This window comes from Bradyrhizobium sp. USDA 4353 (genome assembly GCF_054063215.1).
Map to the genome: position 1 here is coordinate 43,565 of NZ_JBSSGB010000001.1, position 24,085 is coordinate 67,649.

18 protein-coding genes and 1 pseudogene are annotated in these 24,085 nt (G+C 66.4%); 2 read left to right on the forward strand and 17 right to left on the reverse strand.

Translation table 11 applies throughout. From position 1 onward, the window contains the following. The first annotated feature begins 34 nt into the window (after window positions 1–34). Window positions 35–1,312 (forward strand): multidrug effflux MFS transporter, encoded by a 1,278-nt coding sequence (locus ACVILH_RS00185; protein WP_456711069.1) that lies wholly within the window; start codon window positions 35–37, stop codon window positions 1,310–1,312. Window positions 1,313–1,325: 13 nt separating this feature from the next. Here ACVILH_RS00185 and ligA read toward each other — a convergent pair. The 10 genes and pseudogenes from ligA to murC all read right to left on the reverse strand — a co-directional run bounded on the left by ligA (window position 1,326) and on the right by murC (window position 16,172). Beyond that, window positions 1,326–3,489 (reverse strand): annotated as a pseudogene (gene ligA / locus ACVILH_RS00190) (NAD-dependent DNA ligase LigA). A gap of 109 nt (window positions 3,490–3,598) precedes the next feature. Beyond that, complete coding sequence (gene recN, locus ACVILH_RS00195; RefSeq protein ID WP_456711070.1) at window positions 3,599–5,272, reverse strand: DNA repair protein RecN; 1,674 nt, start codon at window positions 5,270–5,272, stop codon at window positions 3,599–3,601. A gap of 126 nt (window positions 5,273–5,398) precedes the next feature. After that, window positions 5,399–6,289 carry an outer membrane protein assembly factor BamD gene (locus ACVILH_RS00200; protein ID WP_456711071.1) on the reverse strand — a complete coding sequence of 297 codons (891 nt, stop codon included), beginning with the start codon at window positions 6,287–6,289 and terminating at the stop codon, window positions 5,399–5,401. Window positions 6,290–6,686: 397 nt separating this feature from the next. Beyond that, window positions 6,687–7,646: a UDP-3-O-acyl-N-acetylglucosamine deacetylase gene (gene lpxC / locus ACVILH_RS00205; protein WP_456711072.1), complete on the reverse strand. Its 960-nt coding sequence runs from the start codon at window positions 7,644–7,646 to the stop codon at window positions 6,687–6,689. 346 nt (window positions 7,647–7,992) lie between these two features. Next, window positions 7,993–9,837 (reverse strand): cell division protein FtsZ, encoded by a 1,845-nt coding sequence (gene ftsZ / locus ACVILH_RS00210; protein WP_456711073.1) that lies wholly within the window; start codon window positions 9,835–9,837, stop codon window positions 7,993–7,995. 90 nt (window positions 9,838–9,927) lie between these two features. Further along, window positions 9,928–11,247 (reverse strand): cell division protein FtsA, encoded by a 1,320-nt coding sequence (gene ftsA / locus ACVILH_RS00215; RefSeq protein WP_456711074.1) that lies wholly within the window; start codon window positions 11,245–11,247, stop codon window positions 9,928–9,930. Continuing rightward, a complete protein-coding gene (locus ACVILH_RS00220) occupies window positions 11,244–12,293 on the reverse strand; it encodes a cell division protein FtsQ/DivIB (RefSeq protein WP_456711075.1) in 1,050 nt (349 codons plus the stop codon). Before ACVILH_RS00220 ends, ftsA begins: the two co-directional genes overlap by 4 nt. Before the next feature lie 292 nt (window positions 12,294–12,585). Further along, window positions 12,586–13,575 (reverse strand): D-alanine--D-alanine ligase family protein, encoded by a 990-nt coding sequence (locus ACVILH_RS00225; protein ID WP_456711076.1) that lies wholly within the window; start codon window positions 13,573–13,575, stop codon window positions 12,586–12,588. Window positions 13,576–13,642: 67 nt separating this feature from the next. Next, the gene (murB, locus tag ACVILH_RS00230) at window positions 13,643–14,566 is read right to left on the reverse strand and encodes a UDP-N-acetylmuramate dehydrogenase (RefSeq protein WP_456711077.1); all 924 of its coding nucleotides are present in this window, start codon (window positions 14,564–14,566) and stop codon (window positions 13,643–13,645) included. A 202-nt stretch (window positions 14,567–14,768) separates the two neighbouring features. Further along, complete coding sequence (gene murC, locus ACVILH_RS00235) at window positions 14,769–16,172, reverse strand: UDP-N-acetylmuramate--L-alanine ligase (protein WP_456711078.1); 1,404 nt, start codon at window positions 16,170–16,172, stop codon at window positions 14,769–14,771. Between the two features lie 363 nt (window positions 16,173–16,535). On the opposite strand from murC, the gene ACVILH_RS00240 reads away from it, so the two are divergent. Then, on the forward strand, window positions 16,536–17,261 hold the full coding sequence (locus tag ACVILH_RS00240) for a carbonic anhydrase (RefSeq protein ID WP_456711079.1): 726 nt from the start codon (window positions 16,536–16,538) through the stop codon (window positions 17,259–17,261). Here the strand turns inward: ACVILH_RS00240 and ACVILH_RS00245 are convergent. From ACVILH_RS00245 to mraY, 7 genes are all read right to left on the reverse strand, one after another. After that, window positions 17,251–18,105: a helix-turn-helix domain-containing protein gene (locus tag ACVILH_RS00245; RefSeq protein WP_456711080.1), complete on the reverse strand. Its 855-nt coding sequence runs from the start codon at window positions 18,103–18,105 to the stop codon at window positions 17,251–17,253. The two genes, ACVILH_RS00240 and ACVILH_RS00245, sit on opposite strands and share 11 nt — an antisense overlap. Window positions 18,106–18,127: 22 nt before the next feature. Beyond that, entirely contained in the window at window positions 18,128–19,231 is a 1,104-nt protein-coding gene (gene murG, locus ACVILH_RS00250; RefSeq protein ID WP_456711081.1) for an undecaprenyldiphospho-muramoylpentapeptide beta-N-acetylglucosaminyltransferase, read from the reverse strand. A gap of 48 nt (window positions 19,232–19,279) precedes the next feature. Further along, complete coding sequence (ftsW, locus tag ACVILH_RS00255) at window positions 19,280–20,431, reverse strand: putative lipid II flippase FtsW (RefSeq protein ID WP_456711082.1); 1,152 nt, start codon at window positions 20,429–20,431, stop codon at window positions 19,280–19,282. A gap of 71 nt (window positions 20,432–20,502) precedes the next feature. Beyond that, complete coding sequence (locus ACVILH_RS00260; RefSeq protein WP_456711083.1) at window positions 20,503–21,174, reverse strand: nucleotidyl transferase AbiEii/AbiGii toxin family protein; 672 nt, start codon at window positions 21,172–21,174, stop codon at window positions 20,503–20,505. Further along, the gene (locus tag ACVILH_RS00265; RefSeq protein ID WP_456711084.1) at window positions 21,158–21,484 is read right to left on the reverse strand and encodes a hypothetical protein; all 327 of its coding nucleotides are present in this window, start codon (window positions 21,482–21,484) and stop codon (window positions 21,158–21,160) included. Before ACVILH_RS00265 ends, ACVILH_RS00260 begins: the two co-directional genes overlap by 17 nt. 46 nt (window positions 21,485–21,530) lie before the next feature. After that, window positions 21,531–22,931 (reverse strand): UDP-N-acetylmuramoyl-L-alanine--D-glutamate ligase, encoded by a 1,401-nt coding sequence (murD, locus tag ACVILH_RS00270; RefSeq protein WP_456711085.1) that lies wholly within the window; start codon window positions 22,929–22,931, stop codon window positions 21,531–21,533. A gap of 1 nt (window position 22,932) precedes the next feature. Next, window positions 22,933–24,039 (reverse strand): phospho-N-acetylmuramoyl-pentapeptide-transferase, encoded by a 1,107-nt coding sequence (gene mraY, locus ACVILH_RS00275; RefSeq protein ID WP_456711086.1) that lies wholly within the window; start codon window positions 24,037–24,039, stop codon window positions 22,933–22,935. Window positions 24,040–24,085: the final 46 nt, after the last annotated feature.

Below are 24,085 nucleotides of genomic sequence, written 5' to 3' on the forward strand. Positions count from 1 at the left end.
ACAGTCGGGCCGTTCACCTGATTTGAGCGGCACCATGCATGGAATGATCAGCAGACCGCCGGGCGCGATCGGAACGCGCGCGGTCCCGTCGCGCACGCTGCTGATCCTGCTGGTCGTGATGACCGGGCTGGCGCCCATCTCGCTGTACCTGCTGGTTCCGGCGCTCCCGCTGCTCGCGACCACGTTCGGACACGACGCCTCCGTTGTGCAGATGACGGTGTCGTTCTACATGATCGGCATCGCGATCTCGCAGCTTCTGCTCGGACCGCTGTCCGACCGGTTCGGTCGCCGCCCCGTGATGCTGGCGGGGCTCGCGCTCTCGATCGTGGCGAGCTTCGGCTGCATCTTCGCCGAGACCTTGCCGCAGCTGATCGCGGCGCGCTTCTTCCAGGCGCTCGGCGGCGCCAGCGGCATGGTGATCAGCCGCGCCATCATCCGCGATCTCTATCCGCGCGAGCGCATCGGCGCGATGATCAGCCTGGTCGTGGCCGTGATGATGATCGCGCAGATGCTGTCGCCCCTGACCGGCGGCCTGATCGAGATCGCGTTCGGCTGGCATGCCATCTTCTACGTCGTCGCAGCGGTGTCGATTGCGGTCGGCGTCGCGGTGACCCTGGCGCTGCCCGAGACACGCCCTGCCCGCGTCGAAGGCGCGAGCTTCCGGCGCGACGTCGTCATGCTGGTCAAGAGCCGCGCCTTTCTCGGCTACATGCTGTGCCAGGTGCTGGCCTCGCAGATCATCTTCGCCTTTGCCGGCGGCGGACCCTACATCGTCGAGGTGCAGATGGGCCGCTCCTCGGCGGAATATGGCGCGTGGTTCGCGACGACAGGCTTCGCCTATTTCGCCGGCAATTTGTTCTGCGTCCGCTACGCGCCGCGTCATTCGCTCGACCGGCTGATCTGGTTCGGACTGATCTTGCAGCTCACGAGCGCGGCGCTGAACTTCACCTGGAGCCTGTTCGGCTTCAACCAGATGCCCTCGGTGCTGTTCGGGACGCAGATGCTGCTGATGTTCGCCAACGCCTTCGTGATGGCGAACTCCGCGGCCGGCGCCATCAGCGTCCGGCCGGGCGCCGCCGGCACCGCCTCCGGCGCGATGGGCTTTCTGCAGATGGGCCTGGGCGCGCTGACCTCGCAGCTCGGCGCCTATCTCGGCGGTCACTACGCGACCACGCTGCCGCTGACATCGGCGATGCTGACGCTGTCGCTGGCCTGTGCCTGCAGCATGATCTTCCTCGTCCCGCGTACGCCGATGACGGTGACGAAGGAGCTGATCGAGCAGGCGGAGGAGGATGAAACCGGGGTGATGTGAGGGATCGCGCTCGCTACTCCCCAATCAGTTGCAGCCACTCGTCCTCGGTCAGCACCTTGACGCCGTGCTTTTCGGCCTCCTTCAGCTTCGAGCCGGCCCCGGGACCGGCGACGACGTAGTCGGTCTTCTTCGACACCGAGCCAGAGACTTTGGCGCCGAGCCGTTCGGCCGTCGCCTTGGCCTCGTCGCGCGTCATCTTCTCCAAGGTACCGGTGAACACCACCGTCTTGGTCGCGATCGGCGAGTTGCGCTTGGGTTTCTCGGCATCGAGGATCTTCACCTCTTCGGTCAGCCGCTCGACGATGCCGCGATTGTGGTCCTCGCGGAAGTACGCGGCGACGCTCTTGATCACGGTGTCGCCGATCTGGTCGAGCGCATCCATCTCGGCGATCGCCTCCTCATCGGCGGCGGCGACCTTGAGGCAGGCGTCGTGGAACGACTCCCACGAGCCATAGCCGCGCGCCAGCGCCAACGCGGTGGTTTCGCCGACATGGCGCATGCCGAGCGCATAGATGAAGCGTTCCAGCGCGATCTCGCGGCGCGCGTCGATGGCGTTGAACAGATTGCGCACCGAGGTCTCGCCATAGCCCTCGACCTCCTCCAACTTCAGCTTGGCGTTGCGCTTCTGCAAGGTGAAGATGTCCGAGGGCTCCTTGACCCAGCCTTCATCGAAGAAGAACTGGATCTGCTTCTCGCCGAGTCCGTCGATGTCGAAAGCGCGGCGTGAGGCAAACAGCTTGAGGTGCTCGATCTTCTGATAGGGACAAGCGAACTCGCCGGTGCAGCGCGCGCGGGAGCCCTCCTCGCCGGCCGCGGTCTCCTCGCGGACCACGTCAGTGTGCAGCGGGCACGGGCATGTCTTGGGGAATTGAAATTCCTTCGCTTCGGCGGGCCGCTTGTCGAGGAGGACGTCGACCACCTGCGGGATCACGTCACCGGCGCGCTGGATCACGACGGTGTCGCCGATCCGGATGTCGCGGCCTTCGCGCAAGCTCTCGCCCTTGTTGCCGATGCCCTTGATGTAGTCCTCGTTGTGCAGGGTGACGTTCTGCACGATGACGCCGCCGACGCCGACCGGCTCGAGCTTTCCGACCGGCGTGAACGAGCCGGTGCGGCCGACCTGGATCTCGATGTCCTTGAGCACGGTCATGGCGCGCTCGGCCGGGAATTTGTGCGCGATCGCCCAACGCGGCGTGCGAGAGACGAAGCCGAGCCGCTCCTGCCAGTCGATGCGATCGACCTTGTAGACGACGCCGTCGATGTCGTAGTCGAGCTCGGCGCGCTGCTCCTCGATGGAGCGATGGAACGCGATCAGTTCCTCGACCGAGTGGCAGAGCTTGGTCAGCGGATTGGTGGTGAAGCCGCAATGCTCGAACCATTTGATCATGCCGCTCTGCGTGCCGGCCGGCATCGCGCTCATCTCGCCCCAGGCATAGGCGAAGAAGCCGAGCGGACGGGACGCCGTGATGGTCGGATCCTTCTGGCGCAGCGAGCCCGCGGCGGAGTTGCGGGGATTGGCGAAGATGGTGTCGCCGGCTTCCTTCTGGCGTTCGTTGAGCGCGAGGAACGCCTGCTTGGTCATGTAGACCTCGCCGCGGATCTCGCAGATGTCCGGCAGGTTGCGGGCCGTGCAGCTTCTGCGGCACGTCCCTCAGGGTACGGATGTTGGCGGTGACGTCCTCGCCCTCGGCGCCGTCGCCGCGGGTGGCCGCCGTAACCAGTTCGCCACCTTCGTAGCGCAAGGACATCGACAGCCCGTCGATCTTAGGCTCGGCAGAGAAATCGATGCGATCGTCATCCGCGAGCTTGAGGAAACGCGCAATGCGGCCGACGAAGTCGCGCACGTCCTCCTCGGCGAAGGCGTTGTCGAGCGACAGCATCGGCACGGCGTGCCGGACCTTCTTGAAACGGCCGGACGGCGCTGCGCCGACCTTCTGCGAGGGTGATTCCGTGCTGACCAGCTCGGGAAAGCGCGTCTCGATGGCGTTGAAGCGGCGACGCAGCTCATCATACGCCGCGTCCGAAATCTTCGGCGCATCGTCCTGATAGTAGAGACGATCGTGGGTTTCGAGCTCGAGCGCCAGCCGCTTCCATTCGACCTTGGCCTGCGCCTTGGTGAGGTCGGCAACGTCGATGGGCTGCTTGGGTTTTGCTGTCGATTTTACTGTCTTGGCCATGCTGCGGACTGTCTGCTCGTCAAACCCGGGGCGACCCGAAGGCCGCCCCGGGGGACGGTTTACACAATGCGCGCGGCGGAGCCAAAAGCGTTCGGGTCGAACCCTCAACTTATGCCGCGGCAGCCTCCAGCAGACGGTCGGCGGCGGCGCGGGCCTCGGCGGTGACCTCGGCGCCGGCCAGCATGCGGGCGATCTCCTCGCGGCGGTGCAGGGTGGCCAGCGTGTTGACGCGGGTGACGACGCGCTTGCCGCGGTCGAGCGCATCCTTGGAGATCAGGAGATGCTGGTCCGCCCGCGCGGCGACCTGCGGGGCATGGGTCACGGCCATCACCTGGACCCCGTGCGCGAGCCGCGCCAGCCGGGCGCCGATGGCATCCGCCACCGCGCCGCCCACGCCGGTGTCGATCTCGTCGAACACCAGGGTCGGCGCGGAGCCGCGGTCGGACAGCACCACCTTGAGCGCCAGCAGGAACCGCGACAGCTCGCCGCCGGAGGCGACCTTCATCATCGGGCCCGGCCGTGTTCCCGGATTGGTCTGCACCCAGAACTCGACCCGGTCGATGCCTTCCGGACCCGGCGCATCGGCGTCGCTGTCGACCTGGGTCATGAACTTGGCGCGTTCCAGCTTCAGGGGCCCGAGCTCGGCATGAACCGCGCGGTTCAGCTTCTCGGACGCCTTGGTGCGAGCCGCCGACAGCTTGGCCGCCGCGGCGGCATAACGGCCATCGGCTGCCGCTGCCGCGGCTTCGAGCTTCTTCAACTGCTCGGCGCCCGCATCGATCAGCACGACATCAGCAGCGTATTTCGCGGCCAGCGCCGCCAGGCCGTCGACCGGGGTCGAATATTTGCGTGCCGCGGCGCGCAGCGCGAACAGCCGCTCCTCGATGCGCTCGAGCTCCAAAGGATCGAAATCGGTGGCCGCCAGTGCCGCGGTCAGATGCTGGTCGGCCTCCTCCAGCGCATTGATCGCGGCATCCATTGCCTTGACGGCCGGGTCGACCAGCGCCGGCGAGCTGACCGCGCGCCGCTCCAACCGACGGACGGCCGCAGCCAGCGCGGCAATCGGCGACTGGTTGCCGCTGACCGCATCCTGCGCATCACGCAGGTCGCCGGCGATCTTCTCGCCCTGCATCATCGCGGTGCGCCGGGCGGCAAGCTGCGTCTCCTCGCCCTCCTTCGGCGCCAGCTTCTTCAATTCATCCGAGGCATGCCGCAGATAGTCGGCCTCGCGGGCGGCGCGCTCCATGCCGGCGCGATGCTGGTCGAGCGCCGTGACGGCGGTCCGCCGGGCGGCCCACAGCGCCTCGACGCCGGCGACCTCTTTCTCCAGACCCGCGAAGGCATCGAGCAGGCGGCGGTGGGTGGCGGCATCCACCAGGGCGCGCTCATCGTGCTGACCATGAATCTCGACCAAGGTGGCGCCGATCGCCTTCAAGGTCTGCACGCTCACCGACTGGTCGTTGATGAAGGCCCGGGTGCGACCGTCGCCATACTGGACGCGGCGCAGGATCATCTCGCCATCGGCATCCAGGCCGTTGGCAGCCAGGATGCGCGCGGCGGGATGGTCCTTGCCGATTTCGAACACCGCGGTGACCTGGCCCTGGTCGGCGCCGTGCCGCACCAGGCTGGCGTCACCCCGGCCGCCAAGGGCCAGGGCAAAGGCATCGAGGAGGATCGACTTGCCGGCGCCGGTCTCGCCGGTCAGCACCGCAAGCCCACGGGAGAATTCGAGATCGAGTCGTTCGATCAGGACGATGTCACGGATCGACAGTCGCGCCAGCATGGAACCGAAGTCCTTCGTAACGGGGCAGGATGCCCCTGAGCGAACGACTCGATGCTAGCAGCAAAACGAGAACAAAACAAGAATTGAGAACAAAGAGAGACCAGCTTCAGCCGGTCCCGGACGCGGTCAGCCGAGCCCCAGCTTCTTGAAGGCGCGCGAGATATAGGAGCCCTTGTTCTCCTCGGGCTCGACGCCGCCGGACTTCACGAGATTATAGGCATCCTTGTACCACTTACTGTCCGGGAAGTTGTGGCCGAGCACGGCGGCTGCCGTCTGCGCCTCGCCGACGATGCCGATGGTCATGTAGGCCTCGGTCAGGCGGTACAGCGCTTCCTCGACATGGCGGGTGGTCTGGTACTGCGTCACCACGGTCTTGAAGCGATTGATGGCCGCGGTGTAGTCGCGCTTCTGCATGTAGTAGCGGCCGACGTCCATCTCCTTGCCGGCGAGCTGGTCGCGGGCGCCCTCCATCTTGGCCTTGGCGCTGGTCGCGTATTCGGAGGTCGGATATTTGCGCACCACCTCTTCAAGCGCCGCGATGGCCTTCTCGGTGCGGCCCTGGTCGCGGCTGATGTCCGGGATCTGGTCGTAATGCGAGGCGGCGATCAGGTATTGCGCGTAGGCCGCGTCAGGGCTGCCCGGATGCAGGGTGACGTAGCGCGTCGCGGCGCCGATGCAGCCGTCATAATCGCCAGCCTGATAGGACGCGTAGGCCGACATCAGCAGCGATTTGCGCGCCCAGTCGGAATAAGGATGCTGGCGATCGACCTCCTCGAACTTCTTGGTCGCCGCCTTCACATCCTTCTTCTCGTTCATCAGGAACAAGCCCTCATTGTAGAGCTTGTCTGCCGGCTCATCGACGAAGGTATCGTCCTTGGCCAGGAACTTGTCCCAGAGACCGCCGGTGCCGCAGCCCGCCAGGGGCAGCGCGAGCATGACCAGCGACGCTGCGAGCCGAACGCCGCGGGCGGCCGAGACGGGATGGGGGAATTCGCGCGTGAGACGCTGGTTCGACATGCTTCTCTGGAACCCGATGCCTGTGATCTGATCTACGCCGCGCACCATGACCATCGTCTCATGATCGCGAAGGAAAGAGCCCCGCTTGTGGCGCATCACGCTGCCACGGCCTCTCTAGCTGAAAACACTTCGTCAACCAACCGCATAGGAAGCCAATCCGTCCGGATTAAGGCGAGACCGAGGCTGCCGCCTCGCATCATGGTTACCGACGGAAAAGCCTCTGGAAAAGCTACAAAAACAGCGAAGACCCGGAACGGTCCGGGATCGTTCGGCAACAATGGCTAACGAAAATGATGAGAAGCCATCGCTGCGCCGAGCGCACGATAAAGCCCTGCAGACCCCCGCGACCAGGACCTCGTCAGGCCATCACGACCAGACGATTCGCGGATCAATGAGCTCAGGACACGTCCGGGCCGAAGGCCGGGGCGATCATGCCACCGACCATGCCGCCGACGACCTCGGCCGCCACGCGGGGACGGCGCACGGTCTCACCTTCGACCAGCCTCCAAGCCGTACGGTCGGCCATCAGCGCGGTCAGGACGGCGTGGTTGAGCTTGTGGCCGCCGCGGACCGAGCGGTAGGTGCCGAGCAGCGGCAGGCCGGCCAGCGCCAGATCGCCGATCGCGTCCAGCACCTTGTGGCGGGCGCATTCGTCGGCGTAGCGGAGACCTTCCGGATTGAGCAGACGCTCCTCGTCGAACACGAGCGTGTTGTCGAACGACGAGCCGAGCGCGAAGCCGGCGTTCCAGAGACGGGAGACATCGCTCATGAAGCCGAAGGTGCGGGCCCGCGCGATCTCGCGGCGGAAGCGCTCCGGATTGAGCTCGAAATGATAGGCCTGACGGCCGATGACGGCGTTGGCGAAGTCGACCTCGACCTCGACGCGGAAGCCGGAGCTGTTGGGGCGAAGCTCGCCCATCGAGGCGCCCATCGTCACCTGGACCGGCTTGAGCACCTGGATGTAACGGCGGGGAGCGGACTGGTTGATGATGCCGGCCTGGTCGATCGCAGCGACGAACGCAGCGGCGCTGCCGTCCATGATCGGCACTTCGGGACCGTCGACCTCGACCAGGGCGTTGTCGACCCCCATGCCGCGCAGCGCGGCCAGGATGTGCTCGGCGGTGGAGACCAGCGGACCGTTGCGGTCACCGAGAACCGTAGCCAGCTCGGTGGCGATCACCGATCCGAAGGAGGCCTGGACCTCGCGGTCGGCGCCATCGAGGCCGGTGCGGAGGAACACGATGCCGGAGTCGATCGGCGCAGGCCCGATCGTCAGGCTGACCGGCGCACCCGAATGGACGCCCACACCCGTGACGGTGGCTTGCGAACGAAGCGTTGTTTGCCGGCTGAATTTCATCGACGACTGCCCAAGACCCCGCCTGAACCCTTCATCGGCCGCCCCTCGCGAACCGACTCATTTCCAGGCATCCCCAAGTCACGGCAGAACTTAACGAGCCCCCCAAAGAGCGCCAACTCACGCTTCTTTACGGATTGTTACCCCATCTCTGCCGTATTCGCGCCAACCCTTAACCAAACTGGAACGTGGCCTTAACCCTCCCCGTTCCGCATCTAAACACCGAAAGAATAATTAATCATTTAAAATCAGTTAGTTGATCGACCATTCGGGGTTCCCGAGAGGCCAATGAACAGGCCCGGCTCTGACGAGCCGGGCCTGTTCAGCACCCGCGGGGCTGTAACAATTCTCACGTGGCCTGCCGGCGCAGGAAGGCCGGGATATCCAAATGGTCGTCGCCCTGTGGCGCGGGGGCCACAGGCGCGGGACGGCCATGGACGTCCAGACCCTGCGGAGCGGGACGGCGTGCGTATTCCGAGACGGGCGATTCGTGACCCGCGACCTGCTGGGCAACGTTCCGCTGCGGCTTTCGTTCCGGCAGCGGCGGCATCTGCGGCATCGCCGGGGCGGCGGCACGGCCCGACATCGGCGGCTCGCTCTCCTCGTCACGACGGCCGAGGCCGACATTGGCGAGACGCTGCAGCAGCGACATCCGGGTCTTCTGCGGATGCTCCTCACCCTCGTCACCCCGCGCCTGCCGGATCTCGGCCTGGGCCGGCATCGGCAGGTCCTCGAACTTCGGCATGCGCGGCGCGCGGGTGGGAACCCGCTCGGCGGCCTGCGGGATGAAGGTCTCCGGCGGAGCAGCCGGCTCGACCGGCGCGGCGCGCTGGGCTTCCGGCTCGGGGAACAGCGACGGCTTCTGCGCGATCGGACGCACGGTCACGTCGCCATAGGACGCCGCGGTCGGCACCGGAGCGGGAGCCGGTGCGGGCTCGTTCGCCATCGCCGCAGCCACGGCAGCCAGAGTGTCGCGCTCGAGATTCGGAGCCGGGCGCGGCGCCGGTGCGACCGGCGCGGGCGCAGGTTGCGCGACGGCCGGAGCCTGCGAGGCCTGCTGCTCGAGCTTGGCAGCGCGTTCCGCCAGCCGCTGATTGTCGGCGCGCAGGCGCGCGGTCAGGTCGGCGAGACGGCTTTCAGGAAGACCCGCATGAGCGGTCGGGGCGGCGGCAATCGGAGCGACAGCCGCCGCCGGCTGTGCAGTCGTCGTGACGCCACGGTTGAACTGCGCCTGCTCGATGCCGGTGGCAACGACGGAGACGCGGATCAAGCCGTCGAGCGATTCGTCGAAGGTGGCGCCGACGATGATGTTGGCGTCCTGGTCGACCTCCTCGCGGATGCGGGTCGCGGCTTCGTCGACCTCGAACAGCGTGAGGTCCTTGCCGCCGGTGATCGAGATCAAGAGGCCGCGGGCGCCCTTCATCGAGGAATCGTCGATCAGCGGGTTGGCGATCGCGGCTTCCGCGGCGGTCAGCGCGCGCTTCTCGCCGGAGGCCTCGCCGGTGCCCATCATCGCCTTGCCCATCTCGCGCATGACGGCGCGGACGTCGGCGAAGTCGAGGTTGATCAGGCCTTCCTTGACCATCAGGTCGGTGATGCAGGCGACGCCCGAATACAGCACCTGGTCGGCCATCGCGAACGCGTCGGCGAAGGTGGTCTTCTCGTTGGCGACCCGGAACAGGTTCTGGTTCGGGATGATCAGCAAGGTGTCGACCACCTTGTGCAGCTCGGAGATGCCGGACTCCGCGGTGCGCATACGGCGCGCGCCCTCGAAGTGGAACGGCTTGGTGACGACACCCACGGTGAGGATGTTCATCTCGCGCGCGGTCTTGGCGATGACCGGAGCAGCGCCCGTGCCCGTGCCGCCGCCCATGCCGGCGGTCACGAACACCATGTTGGCGCCCGAGAGATGATCGCGGATCTCGTCGATCACCTCCTGCGCGGCGGCCGCTCCAACGTCCGGCTGCGAGCCGGCGCCCAACCCTTGCGTCACCTGCGTGCCCATCTGGATGATGCGCTGCGCCTTGGACATGGTCAGCGCCTGCGCGTCGGTGTTGGCGACGACGAAGTCGACGCCCTGCAGGCCGGCCGTGATCATGTTGTTGACGGCGTTGCCGCCCGCGCCGCCGACGCCGAACACGGTGATCCGGGGCTTCAGCTCGTGGATATCAGGAGGGGTAATAGTGAGTGCCATGATTGCCTCTCGATCACGCGCGCGTGGGTTCGCCCCGGCCGCCGGCCGTGGGTGGTGTTGGTGAAAATCTGTTGGGACGGACGTCGGTCATCAGAAGCCCTCGCGTAGCCATCGTCCGACCTTTCCGAAGTAGCCGTCGGTTCCTGTCCCGACCTGCCGCGTATGCCGCGGTTCGACGTGTTCGAGATGCGCGTATTGCGGATAGACCAGGAGCCCGGTGGGCACCGCGAAGGCGGCGTTCTTGGCCTCGTTGGGAAGACGGCCGAAGCCGAGCGGACGGCCGACCCGCACCGGGCGGTCGAGGATCCGGGTCGCCAATTCGACCAGACCCGTCAGCTGGGAGGCGCCACCGCTGAGGACGACGCGCGCCTTGGGTTCTGCCGCAAAGGGCGAATCCTTCAGCCGGTCGCGGACCATTTCAAAAATCTCCTCTGCGCGGTGCCTGACGATGTTCGCGATGGTGGCGCGGGACACGATCTGCGGAACATCCCGCTCGTTGTCACCGGCCGTCGGAACAGACATCAACTCACGCGCGTCGGACCCGCCAGTCAGCACCGTGCCATATAACGTCTTGATTCGCTCGGCATCTGCAATGCACGCTGATAGTCCGCGCGCAAGATCCATGGTCACGTGATGCCCGCCGAGCGCAAATCCGGAGGCATGGACGAAGCGGCCGCCGGAATAGATTGCGATCGTCGTGGTGCCGGCGCCCATCTCGACCACGGCAGCGCCGAGGTCGGCCTCGTCGTCGGTCAAGACCGAGAGACCGGCAACATACGGGCTTGCCGCCATCGCCTCGACATTTAGATGGCAGCGCTCGACCACCAGCATCAGGTTCTTGGCCACGGTGGCGTCGGTCGTGACGACATTCATGTCGACACCAAATTGTCGTGCCAGCATGCCGCGGGGATCGCGGATGCCCTTCACGCCGTCGAGCGTGTAGCCGACCGGCAGCGCATGCAGCACCGCCCGCCCCTCGCCGGTCGCATGATGCATGCCGGTCGATGTCACCCGGCTGACATCGGCCTGCGTCACGGCGCCGCCGCGGATGTCCGAGGTCGCCTCGATCAGGTGGCCCATGACGCGGCCGCCGGCGACCGGCAGCAGCACGGACTCGACCCGCACCTTGGCCATGCGCTCGGCCAGCGCGACCGCCTGCCGCACCGCCTGCTCGCATTCGACCGGATCGACGACCGCACCAGCCTTGACGCCGCGCGACTGGATCTGGCTGTAGCCGATCAGCTCGACCGCATGGGTGCGGCCGCGCAGCGCGTCGCTCGGCGGCGCCGGCCTCAGCCGCGCGATCATGCAGGCGATCTTGCTGGTGCCGACGTCGAGCGAGGCCACCAGCGCGGTGCGCTTCTGGCCCATCGGGCGCGTCTTCGGAGTCTGGCGATCGAAGCCGGTCATGCGTCACCGGCTTTCTTCTTGGACTTCTTGTCCTTGAACAGGTCCTCGCGCGCCTTCGCCGCATCGTCGGACAGCTGCACCGTCAAACGGTCGGACAGCCGCATGTCGATCGCGACGATGTCGCGCGAGAACAACTTGTCATCCTGGTCGAGCTGGCTGAGCGTCGCCAGCGCGTTGCCGACGTCGTTCTCCGGCAGACGAATGTCGAGGCCGTCCTTGGTGCGCAGGTTCCAGCGGCGCTCGCCAACGAACACGGCGGCCTTGGTCACGGCGCGCACCTGCGGATAGCGCGCGAGCAGCGCCAGGAAATCACGCGCACGGCTCTCGGCGCCCTTGCCGACCACGAGCGGCAGCGTCAGGAACGGGCGCGACACATATTGTTCGAGCACGGCGCCGTCATCGGCGATCACCGACAGCCGGCCGTCCTGCTGCCACAGCGCGAACGCCTTGCGCTCGACGATGTCGATCTGCAGCTGGTTCGGGAAGAACTTCTGCACCGTCGCCTCGGCGATCCAGGGATTGGCCTTGAGCTTGTCGCGAACGGCGGCGGCATCCAGGAACAACAGCGAGGAGCGGCCGGAGACGCCACCGATCGCGAGGATCTCGTCCTGGGTCAGCTGCTTGCGGCCGTTGATTGCGACTGCGGTGATCCGGAAGCCGGCCGCATTGGCGAGCGCATTGCGCGTGTCGGACAGCGCCGCATTGACGTCCTGCGCATGACCGCCCTTGACGATGCCGAGCCAGACGCTGCCGAACAGCAAGCCGACGGTCGCGATGGTGCCGAGACGGCGCGGCAGATAGCGCTCGACCAGCTCGACCACCCGCGGCGGCGCCTCGCGCTCGACCAGCGGCGCCAGCGTAGCCGGCCTGTGATCTCGTGGGACCGGCCGCCCGCGGTGCGGCTGCTTCTTGCCGGCGCGCGCCAACCTCACGCGCGGAAGACGGGCTGAGACATACTCGCGCAGCAGGATCGCCGCGCCAAGGGCAGCGGCTTTCAGGTCAGCTTGAGGCCTCTGCGATCGAGCGAGGCGTCCTGCACCATCCATTGCACGAGCTCATCAACTGTTGCGCCCGCAATACTCGCGGACCCACGCCCACGGTCCCGGCGGCTGGTGACCATCGCAATGACGAGGTCACGACCCGGCAGCCGAGCACCACTGAGGCGCCAGCGTTAACCTTCGGACGTCCTGGTAAACAAAAAGTAAAATAGGTCCGAGGAGACGATTTTTTTCTCCGATTTATGAGGACCTTGCTCGGAATTCTTAAGCATTTTACGGGTTACAGGAACCTCCGGGGAACGACGGGCCGGGTTCCTCCGGTGCGATGAGCGAACACTCGTTAACGGCGGACGCGGCGTTCCGCCAAGGCGATCTGCTGCTGCAGGAAGTCCGGGAAGGCAATGCCCTGGGCGGCCAGCGCCTTCGGATAGAGCGAGGCGGCGGTGAGACCGGGCAGCGTGTTGGTCTCGAGATAGACCGGTCCGTTTGCCGAGACGATGAAGTCCGTGCGCGAGTAGCCGCCGCAGGACAGCGCCCGATGCGCCTTGATTGCCTCTCGCTGCAGCGCTGCCGTCACCTCCGGACTGAAACGCCCCGGACAGATCTCCTTCGTCGCTGCGGCCAAGTACTTCGCGAAATAGTTGAAGGCGCCATCTGCGGGAAGGATCTCGATCGGCGGCAGCGCGATCAGCGAGCCGTCCGCCTGCTCGAGCACGCCGCAGGTCGCCTCCGTCCCAGTGACGAACGGCTCGATCAGATACTCCTCGGTCGCGGCGGCCGCCTTGACGGCGATGAGGTCCTGCTTGGCGTTGACGAAGATTAGTCCGAAGCTGGAGCCGTCCTTGACCGGCTTGGCGATCAGCTTGCCGTAACGCGCGAGCGCCGCTTCCGCATGCTCCGGCACAATGCCTTCCGCCGCGGTGACGCCGCCGAGCACGGCGAACCGCTTGGCCGCAACCTTGTCGAAGGCAAGGTGAGAGGACGCCGAGCCCGAGCCGGTGAACGGCACGCCCCGCATCTCACACATCAGTTGAAGCTCGCCATTCTCGGCGCGTCCGCCATGCAGGCCGAGCACCAGGAGCCGGTCCTCGGCGTGGGCGCGATCGAGCGCCGCGGCGAGCGTGCCGATCCTCTGGCCGTCGGCCGTGAACGGCTCCTCGAACGGCTTGGCATGGGCGATCAGCGCCGGCCCGCTCGCCTGATGCACGGTGTCATCGGCGTCCCAGAACCAGAGGTCGGCTTCCGGCAGCGCCGCGTGCAGCGCCTTGGCGCTGGCGACCGAGACGAGGCGTTCCTTGTTGGTGCCGCCGAACAGAATCGTGGTGCGCATCAATGGCTTCTCGATTGATTTCAAAACGCGGTCGCGGACTCCAGGACTTCACTTGAACCGGCGAGCGTCAGCTCGCTTTGATTCCGATCCGCTTGATTTCCCACTGCAGCTCGATGCCGGAAGTCGCCTTGACGCGCTCGCGCACGGTCTCGCCGAGCGTCTCGATGTCGTCGGCGGTGGCGCTGCCGGTGTTGATCAGGAAGTTGCAGTGCATCTCCGAGACCTGCGCGCCGCCGACCTTGAGGCCACGGCAGCCGGCGGCATCGACGAGCTTCCAGGCCGAATGTCCCGGAGGGTTCTTGAAGGTCGAGCCGCCAGTCTTCTCGCGGATTGGCTGCGCGGTCTCGCGATGCGCCTGCACCTCGGCCATGCGCGCCCGGATCGCCTCCTTCGCTGAAGGCGTCCCGCGGAATCGCGCGGCGGTGAAGATCAGCGAAGGGTCGACACCGCTCGCACGATAGGTGAACTTCATGTCGGCATTGGTGAAGCGATGCGTCACGCCCTGGCGATCGATCGCGGTCGCCTCGATCAGGATGTCCTTGGTCTCGCCGCCATTGGCGCCGGCATTCATGCGCAGCGCACCACCGATCGTGCCGGGAATGCCGAACAGGAATTCCAGTCCGGCGAGATCGGCTGAAGCCGCGACCTCGGCGACGCGCTTGTCGAGCGCGGCGGTGCCCGCAGTGACGATCTCGCCGTCCGCCTTGACCTCACCGAACGCACGCGGCGCCAGTCGGATGACCACGCCCGGCACGCCGCCATCGCGGACGATCAGGTTCGAGCCGACGCCGATGACGTAGACTGGAAGTTCCCCCGGAAGGTGCTTCAGAAAATAGGCGAGGTCATCGGTGTCAGCCGGCGTGAACAGCACCTGCGCCGGGCCGCCGACGCGAAACCAGGTGAGCGGGGCAAGACTCTCATTGGCGAGCAGCCGGCCGCGCAGCTCGGGCATCGCCGCTTTGAGGTCGGGTGTGATGTCGGGGAAGCTCACTGCGCGCCTCTCAGTTTGCGCCCTGGCATTGTCAGGGGCGACACAGTCTTTTCGTTCCCTCCCCCCTTGTGGGGGAGGGGCAGGGAGGGGGGTGAGCCGCAGACGCCGGCGTTCGTGGTCCCCCCCTCTCCACCTCTCCCCCACAAGGGGGGAGAGAGCCGAGCGTGCCGTGTCGTTGTCAGCTCGCGTACCAACATCGAGACTAGCCCAGCGCCTTCAACTCATTCGGCAGCGCGTAGGCCCATTGCGTGATGTTGCCGGCGCCGAGGCAGACGACGAGGTCGCCCGGCTTGGCGAGATCCTTGACGATGCCGGCGAGACCGGCGGCGCTCGGCAGCGGCACGACGTCGCGGTGGCCATGGGCGCGCAGGCCGAGCACGAAGTGGTCGCGGTCGATGCCCTCGATCGGCGCTTCACCGGCCGGATATACGTCGGCGACGACGACGGCGTCGGCGTCGTTGAAGCAGGTGCAGAACTCCTCGAACAGCGACTGCAGCCTTGTGTAGCGATGCGGCTGCACCACGGCGACGACCTTGCCGTTGGTGGATTCGCGCGCCGCCTTCAGCACGGCTGCGATCTCCACGGGATGATGGCCGTAGTCGTCGATGACGGTGACGCCATTCCATTCGCCGGTACGGGTGAAGCGGCGCTTGACGCCGCCGAAGCCGGCGATGGCCTTGCGAATGGCCTCGTCGGACAGGCCGAGCTCGCGGGCGACCGCGATCGCGGCGGTGGCGTTCGAGGCGTTGTGCCGGCCGGGCATCGGCAGCGCGATGTCGGCAATCTCGTGCGTCGCGCCGCTCTTGCGGTCGCGGAACACGACCTTGAACGACGAGCCGCCGCCCATCGGCGTGAGATCGACGAGCCGGACATCGGCCTGCGGGTTCACGCCATAGGTGATGATGCGGCGGTCCTCGATCTTGCCGACCAGCGCCTGCACCACCGGATGATCGATGCACATCACCGCGAAGCCGTAGAACGGGACGTTCTCGACGAAGGCGCGGAAGGCGTCCTGCACGGCATCGAAGGTCTTGAAGTGATCGAGATGCTCGGGATCGACATTGGTGACGATGGCGACATCCGCCGGCAGCTTCAGGAAAGTGCCGTCGCTCTCGTCGGCCTCGACCACCATCCACTCGCCGCCGCCGAGCCGCGCATTGGTGCCATAGGCATTGATGATGCCGCCATTGATGACGGTCGGATCGAGCCCGCCGGCATCGAGCAGCGCCGCGACCATCGAGGTGGTCGTGGTCTTGCCATGGGTGCCGGCGATGGCGACGCAGCTCTTCAGCCGCATCAGCTCGGCCAGCATCTCGGCCCGACGGACAACAGGAATGCGCTGCGCACGCGCGGCCATCAGCTCGGGATTGTCGCGCTTGATCGCGGTCGACACGACCACGACGTCGGCACCGGCGACGTTCTCGGCCTTGTGGCCGACGCTCACGGTGATGCCCTTCTCGCGCAGGCGCGCGACATTGGCATTGTCCGAGGCATCGGAACCCTGCACCGTATAGCCGAGATTGCACAGCACCTCGGCGATGCCACTCATGCCGATGCCGCCGATCCCGACGAAGTGGATGGGTCCGATTTCGCGCGGCAGTCTCATGGGGCGTCTCGTCTCAAAGGGGGCTCCGCCGCGCCCGTCGGAGGGCGAGCGGCCGCGAATCACCCGCCCTTCTTGCAAGACATGGCCGACCGGGACAAGCCCGCTTCGACCGCAAAGATCGCCAAATCGAGGGTCAACCGCCTGACTTTGGCCGATTTTCCGGCTCCGCTCCCCCCGAAATCCTGGGTGCCGCCTGCCCTCGCCCCGCGATTTTTCACGATTCGTTAAGTGCAACCTCAGGCCAGACGGGCGCAGTCCGATACCTGCAGTTTTTGCGCGTTCACTCCGCGCACCGTCGTGGCATGGGCCTCTCCAAGCCGCGGCCACACGCGCCGCGTGCAATGCCGATGGAGTGACCCGACGATGTGCGCGCTGTGTGAAACCAAATCTCCCCTCCTGTCCCGGCGCCGGCTGCTCGGCAGCGGCGTCGGTCTGCTCGCCGCAGCCACGCTGGGCGCCGGCACCGCCTGGGCCAAGGATGCAAACAAGACCGCGCCGAACGCCATCTCCGCCGACGAGGCACTGAAGCGGATCATGGACGGCAATGCCCGCTACGCCGCCGGCAATCTCGACAACAAGGATTTTTCGGCCGGACGCGCCGCACGCGCCACCGCGCAATATCCGATCGCGGCGATCGTGAGCTGCGCCGACTCCCGCGTCGCACCGGAGCTGGTGTTCGATCAGGCCCCCGGCGAGCTGTTCGTGGTCCGCGTCGCCGGCAATTTCGTCAATGACGATGGTCTGGCCAGCCTCGAATATGGCGTGAAGTTCCTCGGCATTCCGCTCGTGCTCGTTCTCGGCCATAGCGGCTGCGGGGCCGTCGACGCCACCATCAAGGTGTTGAAGGACGGCACCAAGCTGCCGGGCCATCTGCCGGAGCTGGTGAACGCGCTGAAGCCGGGGGTGGAGGCCGCGATCGCCAGGAAACCGCAGGATCTGCTGGCGGAGGCGACGAAAGAAAACGTCCGCCACAACGTGCAGCGCCTGTCGAAGGCCAAGCCGATCGTCAGCAGCATGGTGGCCGACGGCAAGGTGAAGATCATCGGCGGCGTCTACGACATCGAGTCCGGCCGCGTCGTCACGCTCTGACACTTGCCGACAGCAGCGCGCGGTCAGCACGCTCGCCGGCCGCCGCCAGCCAGCAGATCTGATGGCAGAACCAGGCTTCGACCGACTCCACGAATTCAGGCGTCAGCGACAACCGCTGGCGCCGCTCGTCGAAGCGCAGCAGGCCGCGCCCCTCCATGGCCGTGAGCAGGTTGCGGATATGCGAGCGTGACACACCGAGCGAGGCCGCAAGCTCGGCGGTCGACACGTCGACGGCGGCCCGGCCAGCAGCAGAGCGGGCGACGAGCGTCAGCGCCAGATGAATGCCGCTGTCATGCTCGTCGGTCCAGGCGAGATCCGGAAAATTCGTCAGCGGCCGGTTGGCGCGGCACAGCCATGTCGCACATTGCCGGATCATCTCGGCGAAAAAAGTGTCGTCGCTATGCAGACGCCGGATCAATCGCTCGCCCCGTGTCAGCTGGGCGTGGCAGTCGAGGTGAAGCGCGAGCCAGCCACGAAGGCCATCGAGGATGATCGGCCCCGGAACCAGATAGCGGATGCGGGCATCGTTGGGATCGCGCTCCACCTTCACCAGCGCCAGACCGCGCAGCATCGCAACGAAGACCGCGGTCTGTCGCGGCCCCGGCAGCCGTGCCTGCAACCGAGTCAGGGTCGGACGCTCGGTGGCGTCGCGCGCCGACACATGCATCATGACGATATGCGCGGCGATCTCGGTGGGAGCACGCTGCCCGAACAGCTTGATCATCAGGCGCTGGCCGCGCAGCGGCGCGACCAGCTGGTCGCAGAAGTTGACGAAGACCGGGACGAAGGACGGATGATGCCGCAGGCGCATCGGATCGTGCTGCGACTGCGTCACTCCGGTCATGCCCAGCCTGCGCGCGCTCCGCTCAAGGCGTGGCGGTCTTGATGACGAGATCGGCCAGCCGCTCCGCGGCATCGAGCCGGCCCGCGGCGCGCGCGGCCTGAACCATAGCGGTGAGGCGCGACGGCTCGGCGGCTAGGGACGAGATCTCCGAGGCCAAGCGGTCGGACGTGAACTCGCTCTGCACGATCCGGATCGCGGCGTTGGCGTCCGACAGCACGCCGGCATTGGCGAACTGGTCCTGGTCGATGGCGCCGGGCAGCGGCACCAGGATCGAGGGCCGGCCGATGGCAGCGAGCTCCGCCACGGTGCCGGCGCCGGAGCGGGAGATGACCAGGTGATTGGCGGCGAGCCGCGCCGGCAGGTCGGTAAAGAACGGCGCAAGCTCGGCATTGATCTTGAGCCGATCGTAGACCGCGCGAACCCGCGCCATGTCCTCCTGGCGGACCTGCTGGGTCAGCACCAGCCGGCTCCACAGCGCCGGCTCCAGCCGCTCGATCGCTCCAGGGACGACATCGCTCATGACGCGCGCGCCCTGGCTGCCGCCGATCACGAGCAGCCGCAAGGGACCCGCGGGCTGCGGCGCCGCATAGGGAACGGCCGCCGCTTCGAGAATTGCGGGACGCATCGGCGTGCCGACGGTGGTGGTCTTGGCCGATAGCGCGGGATCGCGGTCGAGCACGCCGGGCAACGAGGTCGCGATCGCCTTCACGTGAGATGACAGGAAGCGGTTGGCGCGGCCGAGCACGGCGTTGGCATCGTGGATCAGGCTGGGCACGCCGGCGAGCCGCGCGGCAAGCAGCGGCGGCACGGTCGGATAGCCGCCGAAGCCGATCACGGCCGCGGGCTTGAGCCGCCGCATCAGGTTGAAGGCAGCCAGGGTGCCGGTGCCCAGCAGCAGCGCGGTGCGCGCCAGCGCCACCGGCGAGCGGCTGCGCACCGTCTCGCTCGGGACAACGTCGATCATGTCCTTGGTGAACAGGCCGCTATATTTCAGCGCGCGGGCATCGGTGACGAGGCGGACGCGATAGCCGCGCTTGATCAGCTCGACGCCGAGCGCTTCGGCGGGAAACAGATGGCCGCCGGTGCCGCCGGCGGCCAGGAGAATGAGAGGCGCAGATGAGATCATGCGGGCTTGTTTACAGGCAATGTGTCGTCATTGCGAGCCGGCCGGCCTCTAGGCGTAGGTGCGCAGCGTTCCGGCCGCATCCGTGACCTCGGCCTCGATCCGCGGCCGCTGGCGCGTCAGCGCCAGCATCATGCCGACGCCATAGGCCAGCGACACGATCGAGGAGCCGCCATAGGAGATGAAAGGCAGGGTCATGCCCTTCGCGGGGATCAGCTGCAAATTGACCGAGATGTTGATGGCCGCCTGGATGCCGAACAGGATCGCGAGGCCCGAGGCGGCGAACCGCGAAAAACCGTCCTCGCTGGCATAGGCCCGCGTCAGCGTGCGGATGACGATGAAGCCGAACAGCGCGACCAGCGCCAGGCACAGGATGATGCCGAACTCCTCGGCGGCGACCGCGAACACGAAGTCGGTGTGGCTGTCCGGCAGGCTGCGCTTGGCGATGCCCTCGCCCGGCCCGAGGCCGAACCAGCCGCCGTTGGAAAACGCCTCCATCGCTGTATCGACCTGGAAGGTGTCGCCCGAGGCCGGGTTCATGAAGCGCTTGATGCGCCCGGCGACGTGGGGAACCAGCAGATAGGCGCCGAACAGGCCGGCGGCGGCGGCGCCGGCGAGGCCGGCGACCCAGATCATCCGCATGCCGGCGATGAAGAACAGCGAGCCCCACACCATCAGGATCAGCATGGTCTGGCCGAAATCCGGCTCCATGACCAGGAGCGACACCAGCATCAACAGCAGCACCAGCGCCATCGTCGTCGCCGGCATGTCCGGCCGCCGCGCCGACTCCGAGAACAGCCAGGCGGCGACGACGACGAAGGCCGGCTTCGCCGCCTCCGAGGCCTGGATGTTGACGCCGACGATCGTGATCCAGCGCCGCGAGCCCTTCACCTCGGGACCGATGGCGAGCGTCAGCACGATCAGCACGATGGCGATCGCGAACACTACCAGCGCGCTGCGCCGGATCTGTCGCGGCGACAGGAAGGAGACGCCGATCAGCACGATGAAGGACGGCAGCAGGAACAGGACGTGGCGGTTGAAGAAGTGGAACGGATCGAGCCCGATGCGCGTCGCCACCGGCGGGCTCGCCGCCAGGGACAGGATCACCCCGCACAACATCAGCGCGAGAATGGAGCCCAGCAGCGGCTTGTCGACCGTCCACCACCAGTCCGACAGCGGATTGCGTTCTTCACGGGAGAGCATCGGGCGTCCACCTGAGCCGAATGATTCAGCCCATTGGCGCTCAGGATGGTTATCGAAGGGTTAAGGATGCCCTACGCGTTTGAGCCAGGAAACAGACCGGCTCGCAATTCGACCTGACCGATATCGCGCACTCCATCTCGGGCCCGACATAGGACATCGCGGTCGCTCTGAGCCAGACTCGGCAAGTCGCCATCCTTGAAAAAACCGAGAGCCTTCAATGGCAGGGCAGCATCGCTCCTGAACATCCTCGCGAAGCCGGCGAGCGCACGTTCCAGGGATACGCCTGCAAGCAGCATCGCAGCAATGTCGCGATAGTCCTTCGCCTCGGCGCGATCGAGGATCGCCTTCAACTTGGTTGCAAGAAGATCTTCCAGAGACGCAACCAGTAGGACCCCATCCCTGGTCGGCAACGGATCGTTGAGCCGTCCCAACGCAAGGCCGCCAAAGAAAGAGACTTTCACTTGGCCGTCCGAAGTGTCCACGTTCAAGACGAGAGAATTGATGTCTTCCTGAATTGGTCGCGCATACCGCATGAATAAGAAAGCTGACGAGATCCTTTCCTTGTCGAGCGGCGACGCATTGAAAAAATCGAAGTCGACGGACGTTCTGTGACCAAGATGCAGCGCAACCGCCGTTCCGCCGTAGAGCACAAAACCAAGCTCCCGAGCCGGAGAAAGCTCGGTCCAAAGCTTCAACTGGGCCGGGGGCAGAAGATCGAGGTGTGGCTCAAACGGGACCGGCATCGAAAGATCTCGCCGGCGCCTCCACAGGGATCGTTCGTCCCGTCGCGCGCGTGAGGCGGCCGCGCCAGAATTCCCAGGATCGCGCATCGATCCAGCCCGGCTGGGCATTGAGCATGATGTCGACGAGCAGATCTGGACCCAGCTCCTGCTCGAGTTTGCGGATCTCGTCGTATCCGGCAAAGCTCATCGCCTGTGCGATGATCCGTTCAGGCGAGCGCGGCTCAGATCCCACGGGGGCCCACCAGAAGAACCGCCGTTCGAGATCGGAAAGCTTGTCTCCGGGAATGAGTAGCTCCGCCTGACTTGCCATGCTGCCACCCTAGCACGATCACGGTTTCAGAACCAGCAGCAGGCCTTCAAACCACCTTCTCTACCCCGGGCAGTGCCTGCACGAGATCGCGGAAGCGGGTGCCGCGGATTTCGAAATTGCGGAACTGGTCGAACGAGGCGCAGGCGGGCGACAGCAGGACGACGGCTTCCCGCAAACCCGACGCCTCGGCGTCGGCGGCCGCCTGCTCCACCGCGACTTCGAGTGTGCCGGACATCGCGTGCGGCACTTTTTCGCCGAGCGTGCCGGCGAACTCGGCGGCGGCTTCGCCGATCAGATAGGCCTTGCGGATGCGCGGGAAGAAGCCGGTCAGGCTGGTGATGCCGCCCGCCTTCGGCTTGCCGCCGGCGATCCAGAAGATATCGGCAAAGGACGACAGCGCGTGCGCGGTCGCGTCCGCATTGGTGCCTTTGGAATCGTTCACGAACAGCACGTGGCCACGGCGGCCGACTTGCTCCATGCGGTGTGCCAGCCCGGGGAAGCTGCGCAGGCCCTGCTGCAGCACGTCCTCTTTCACGCCGATTGCGAGCGCGGCCGCGGCGGCGCACGCCGCGTTCTGGGCATTGTGCTGGCCGCGCAGCGAGCCGATGCCGCCCAGCCGCGCGACCTCGCTGCGCGCGCCACCGGCGCTGCGCAAGATGGTCTCATGCTCAGTGTAGAGGCCGTCAGCCAGCGGGTTCTTCACCGAGATTCGCACGACGCGCTTGCCGGCCCGGTCGAGCCGGTCGGCGATGGCGCGGCAGAAGCCGTCGTCGACGCCGACAACCGCAGTGCCCGCAGGCTGAACACCGGCCACCAGCCGCTCCTTCACCGCCGCGTAGTTCTCGATCGTGCCGTGGCGATCGATATGGTCCTCGCTGACATTGATCAGGATGCCCACGCTCGGATCGAGCGAAGGCGTCAAATCGATCTGATAGGACGACATCTCGATCACATGGACGCGGCCCATCCGCGGCGGCTCCAGCGACAAAATCGCGGTGCCGATATTGCCGCCCATCTGGGTGTCGTAGCCGGCGACCCGCATCAGATGCGCGATCAGCGCTGTTGTCGTCGACTTGCCGTTGGTGCCGGTGATCGCGACGAACGGCGCGTCCGGCGCGTGCCGCTTGCGCTCGCGGCAGAACAGCTCGATGTCGCCGATCACCTCGACACCGGCTTCGCGCGCCCTCAGCACGCTCCAATGCGGTACCGGATGCGTCAGCGGCACGCCGGGCGCGAGCACCAGCGCGGCGAAGTTCGCCCAGGACACGGTGCGCAGATCGGCGGTGATAAAGCCGGCCTTGGCCGCTTCCGTCACGCGGTCAGCACCGTCGTCGGCCGCAATCACTTCGGCGCCTCCGGCACGAAGCGCGTGGCACGAGGTAAGACCCGAGCCGCCGAGCCCGAACACGGCGACGGTCTTGCCGGCGAATGAGGTGACGGGGATCATGTCAGCGCAACTTCAAGGTCGACAGGCCGACCAGCGCCAGCATCACCGAGATGATCCAGAACCGGATCACGATCTGCGGCTCGGTCCAGCCGAGCTGCTCGAAGTGGTGATGGATCGGCGCCATCCTGAAGATGCGTTTTCCGGTCAGCTTGAACGAGGCCACCTGCACGATCACCGACACCGCCTCGAGCACGAACAGGCCGCCGATGACGGCCAGCACGATTTCGTGCTTCACCGCGACCGCGATCGAGCCGAGCATGCCGCCGAGCGCGAGCGAGCCGGTATCGCCCATGAAGATCGAGGCCGGCGGCGCGTTGAACCAGAGGAAGCCGAGGCCCGCGCCGAGCACGGCGCCGCAGAGCACGGCGAGCTCGCCGGTGCCCGCGACATAGTGGATCTGCAGATAGTCGGAGAACACGGCATTGCCGGCGAGATAGGCGATCAGGCCGAAGCTGGCGGAGGCGATCATCACGGGCACGATGGCAAGGCCGTCCAGGCCGTCGGTCAGGTTGACCGCGTTGCCGGCGCCGACGATCACGAAGGCGCCGAAGATCACGTACATCCAGCCGAACTTGAAGATCAGATCCTTGAAGAACGGAATCGCCAGACCGGCCGAGGAGGGATCGCGCCCCAGCCGGACCAGCGCGTAGCAGGCGACCAGCGCGATCGCAGCCTCGATCAAGAGCCGCGCGCGTCCGGCAAAGCCCGAATGCGACTGCTTGGTCACCTTCAGATAGTCGTCGTAGAAGCCGACGAAGCCGAAGCCGAGCGTCACCGCGAGCACGATCCAGACGTAAGGGTTGAGCGGATTGGCCCACAGCACGGTGGAAACGACGAGACCGGACAGGATCATCAGGCCGCCCATCGTGGGCGTGCCCTTCTTGCTGATGATGTGCGACTGCGGGCCGTCGGTGCGGATCGGCTGGCCCTTGCCCTGGCGCAGGCGTAGATGATCGATGATCCAGGGCCCGAACAGGAACACGAACAGCGCACCGGTGACCACGGCGCCGCCGGTGCGGAACGTGATGTACCGGAATACGTTCAGCACTCCGCGAAACACCGACAGGCTCGGAAACGTATTCGTCAGCTCGATCAACCAGTAGAACATCCAACCCGCCTATGCCGTCTCACCGAGACTGCGAACACGAACTCGT

Coding starts and splice junctions, on each gene's coding strand:
- ACVILH_RS00185 (WP_456711069.1), top strand. CDS start 35: ATGCATGGAATGATCAGCAGACCGCCGGGCGCGATCGGAACGCGCGCG.
- recN (WP_456711070.1), bottom strand. CDS start 5,272: ATGCTGGCGCGACTGTCGATCCGTGACATCGTCCTGATCGAACGACTC.
- ACVILH_RS00200 (WP_456711071.1), bottom strand. CDS start 6,289: ATGTCGAACCAGCGTCTCACGCGCGAATTCCCCCATCCCGTCTCGGCC.
- lpxC (WP_456711072.1), bottom strand. CDS start 7,646: ATGAAATTCAGCCGGCAAACAACGCTTCGTTCGCAAGCCACCGTCACG.
- ftsZ (WP_456711073.1), bottom strand. CDS start 9,837: ATGGCACTCACTATTACCCCTCCTGATATCCACGAGCTGAAGCCCCGG.
- ftsA (WP_456711074.1), bottom strand. CDS start 11,247: ATGACCGGCTTCGATCGCCAGACTCCGAAGACGCGCCCGATGGGCCAG.
- ACVILH_RS00220 (WP_456711075.1), bottom strand. CDS start 12,293: ATGGATGGTGCAGGACGCCTCGCTCGATCGCAGAGGCCTCAAGCTGAC.
- ACVILH_RS00225 (WP_456711076.1), bottom strand. CDS start 13,575: ATGCGCACCACGATTCTGTTCGGCGGCACCAACAAGGAACGCCTCGTC.
- murC (WP_456711078.1), bottom strand. CDS start 16,172: ATGAGACTGCCGCGCGAAATCGGACCCATCCACTTCGTCGGGATCGGC.
- ACVILH_RS00240 (WP_456711079.1), top strand. CDS start 16,536: ATGTGCGCGCTGTGTGAAACCAAATCTCCCCTCCTGTCCCGGCGCCGG.
- ACVILH_RS00245 (WP_456711080.1), bottom strand. CDS start 18,105: ATGACCGGAGTGACGCAGTCGCAGCACGATCCGATGCGCCTGCGGCAT.
- murG (WP_456711081.1), bottom strand. CDS start 19,231: ATGATCTCATCTGCGCCTCTCATTCTCCTGGCCGCCGGCGGCACCGGC.
- ftsW (WP_456711082.1), bottom strand. CDS start 20,431: ATGCTCTCCCGTGAAGAACGCAATCCGCTGTCGGACTGGTGGTGGACG.
- ACVILH_RS00260 (WP_456711083.1), bottom strand. CDS start 21,174: ATGCCGGTCCCGTTTGAGCCACACCTCGATCTTCTGCCCCCGGCCCAG.
- ACVILH_RS00265 (WP_456711084.1), bottom strand. CDS start 21,484: ATGGCAAGTCAGGCGGAGCTACTCATTCCCGGAGACAAGCTTTCCGAT.
- murD (WP_456711085.1), bottom strand. CDS start 22,931: ATGATCCCCGTCACCTCATTCGCCGGCAAGACCGTCGCCGTGTTCGGG.
- mraY (WP_456711086.1), bottom strand. CDS start 24,039: ATGTTCTACTGGTTGATCGAGCTGACGAATACGTTTCCGAGCCTGTCG.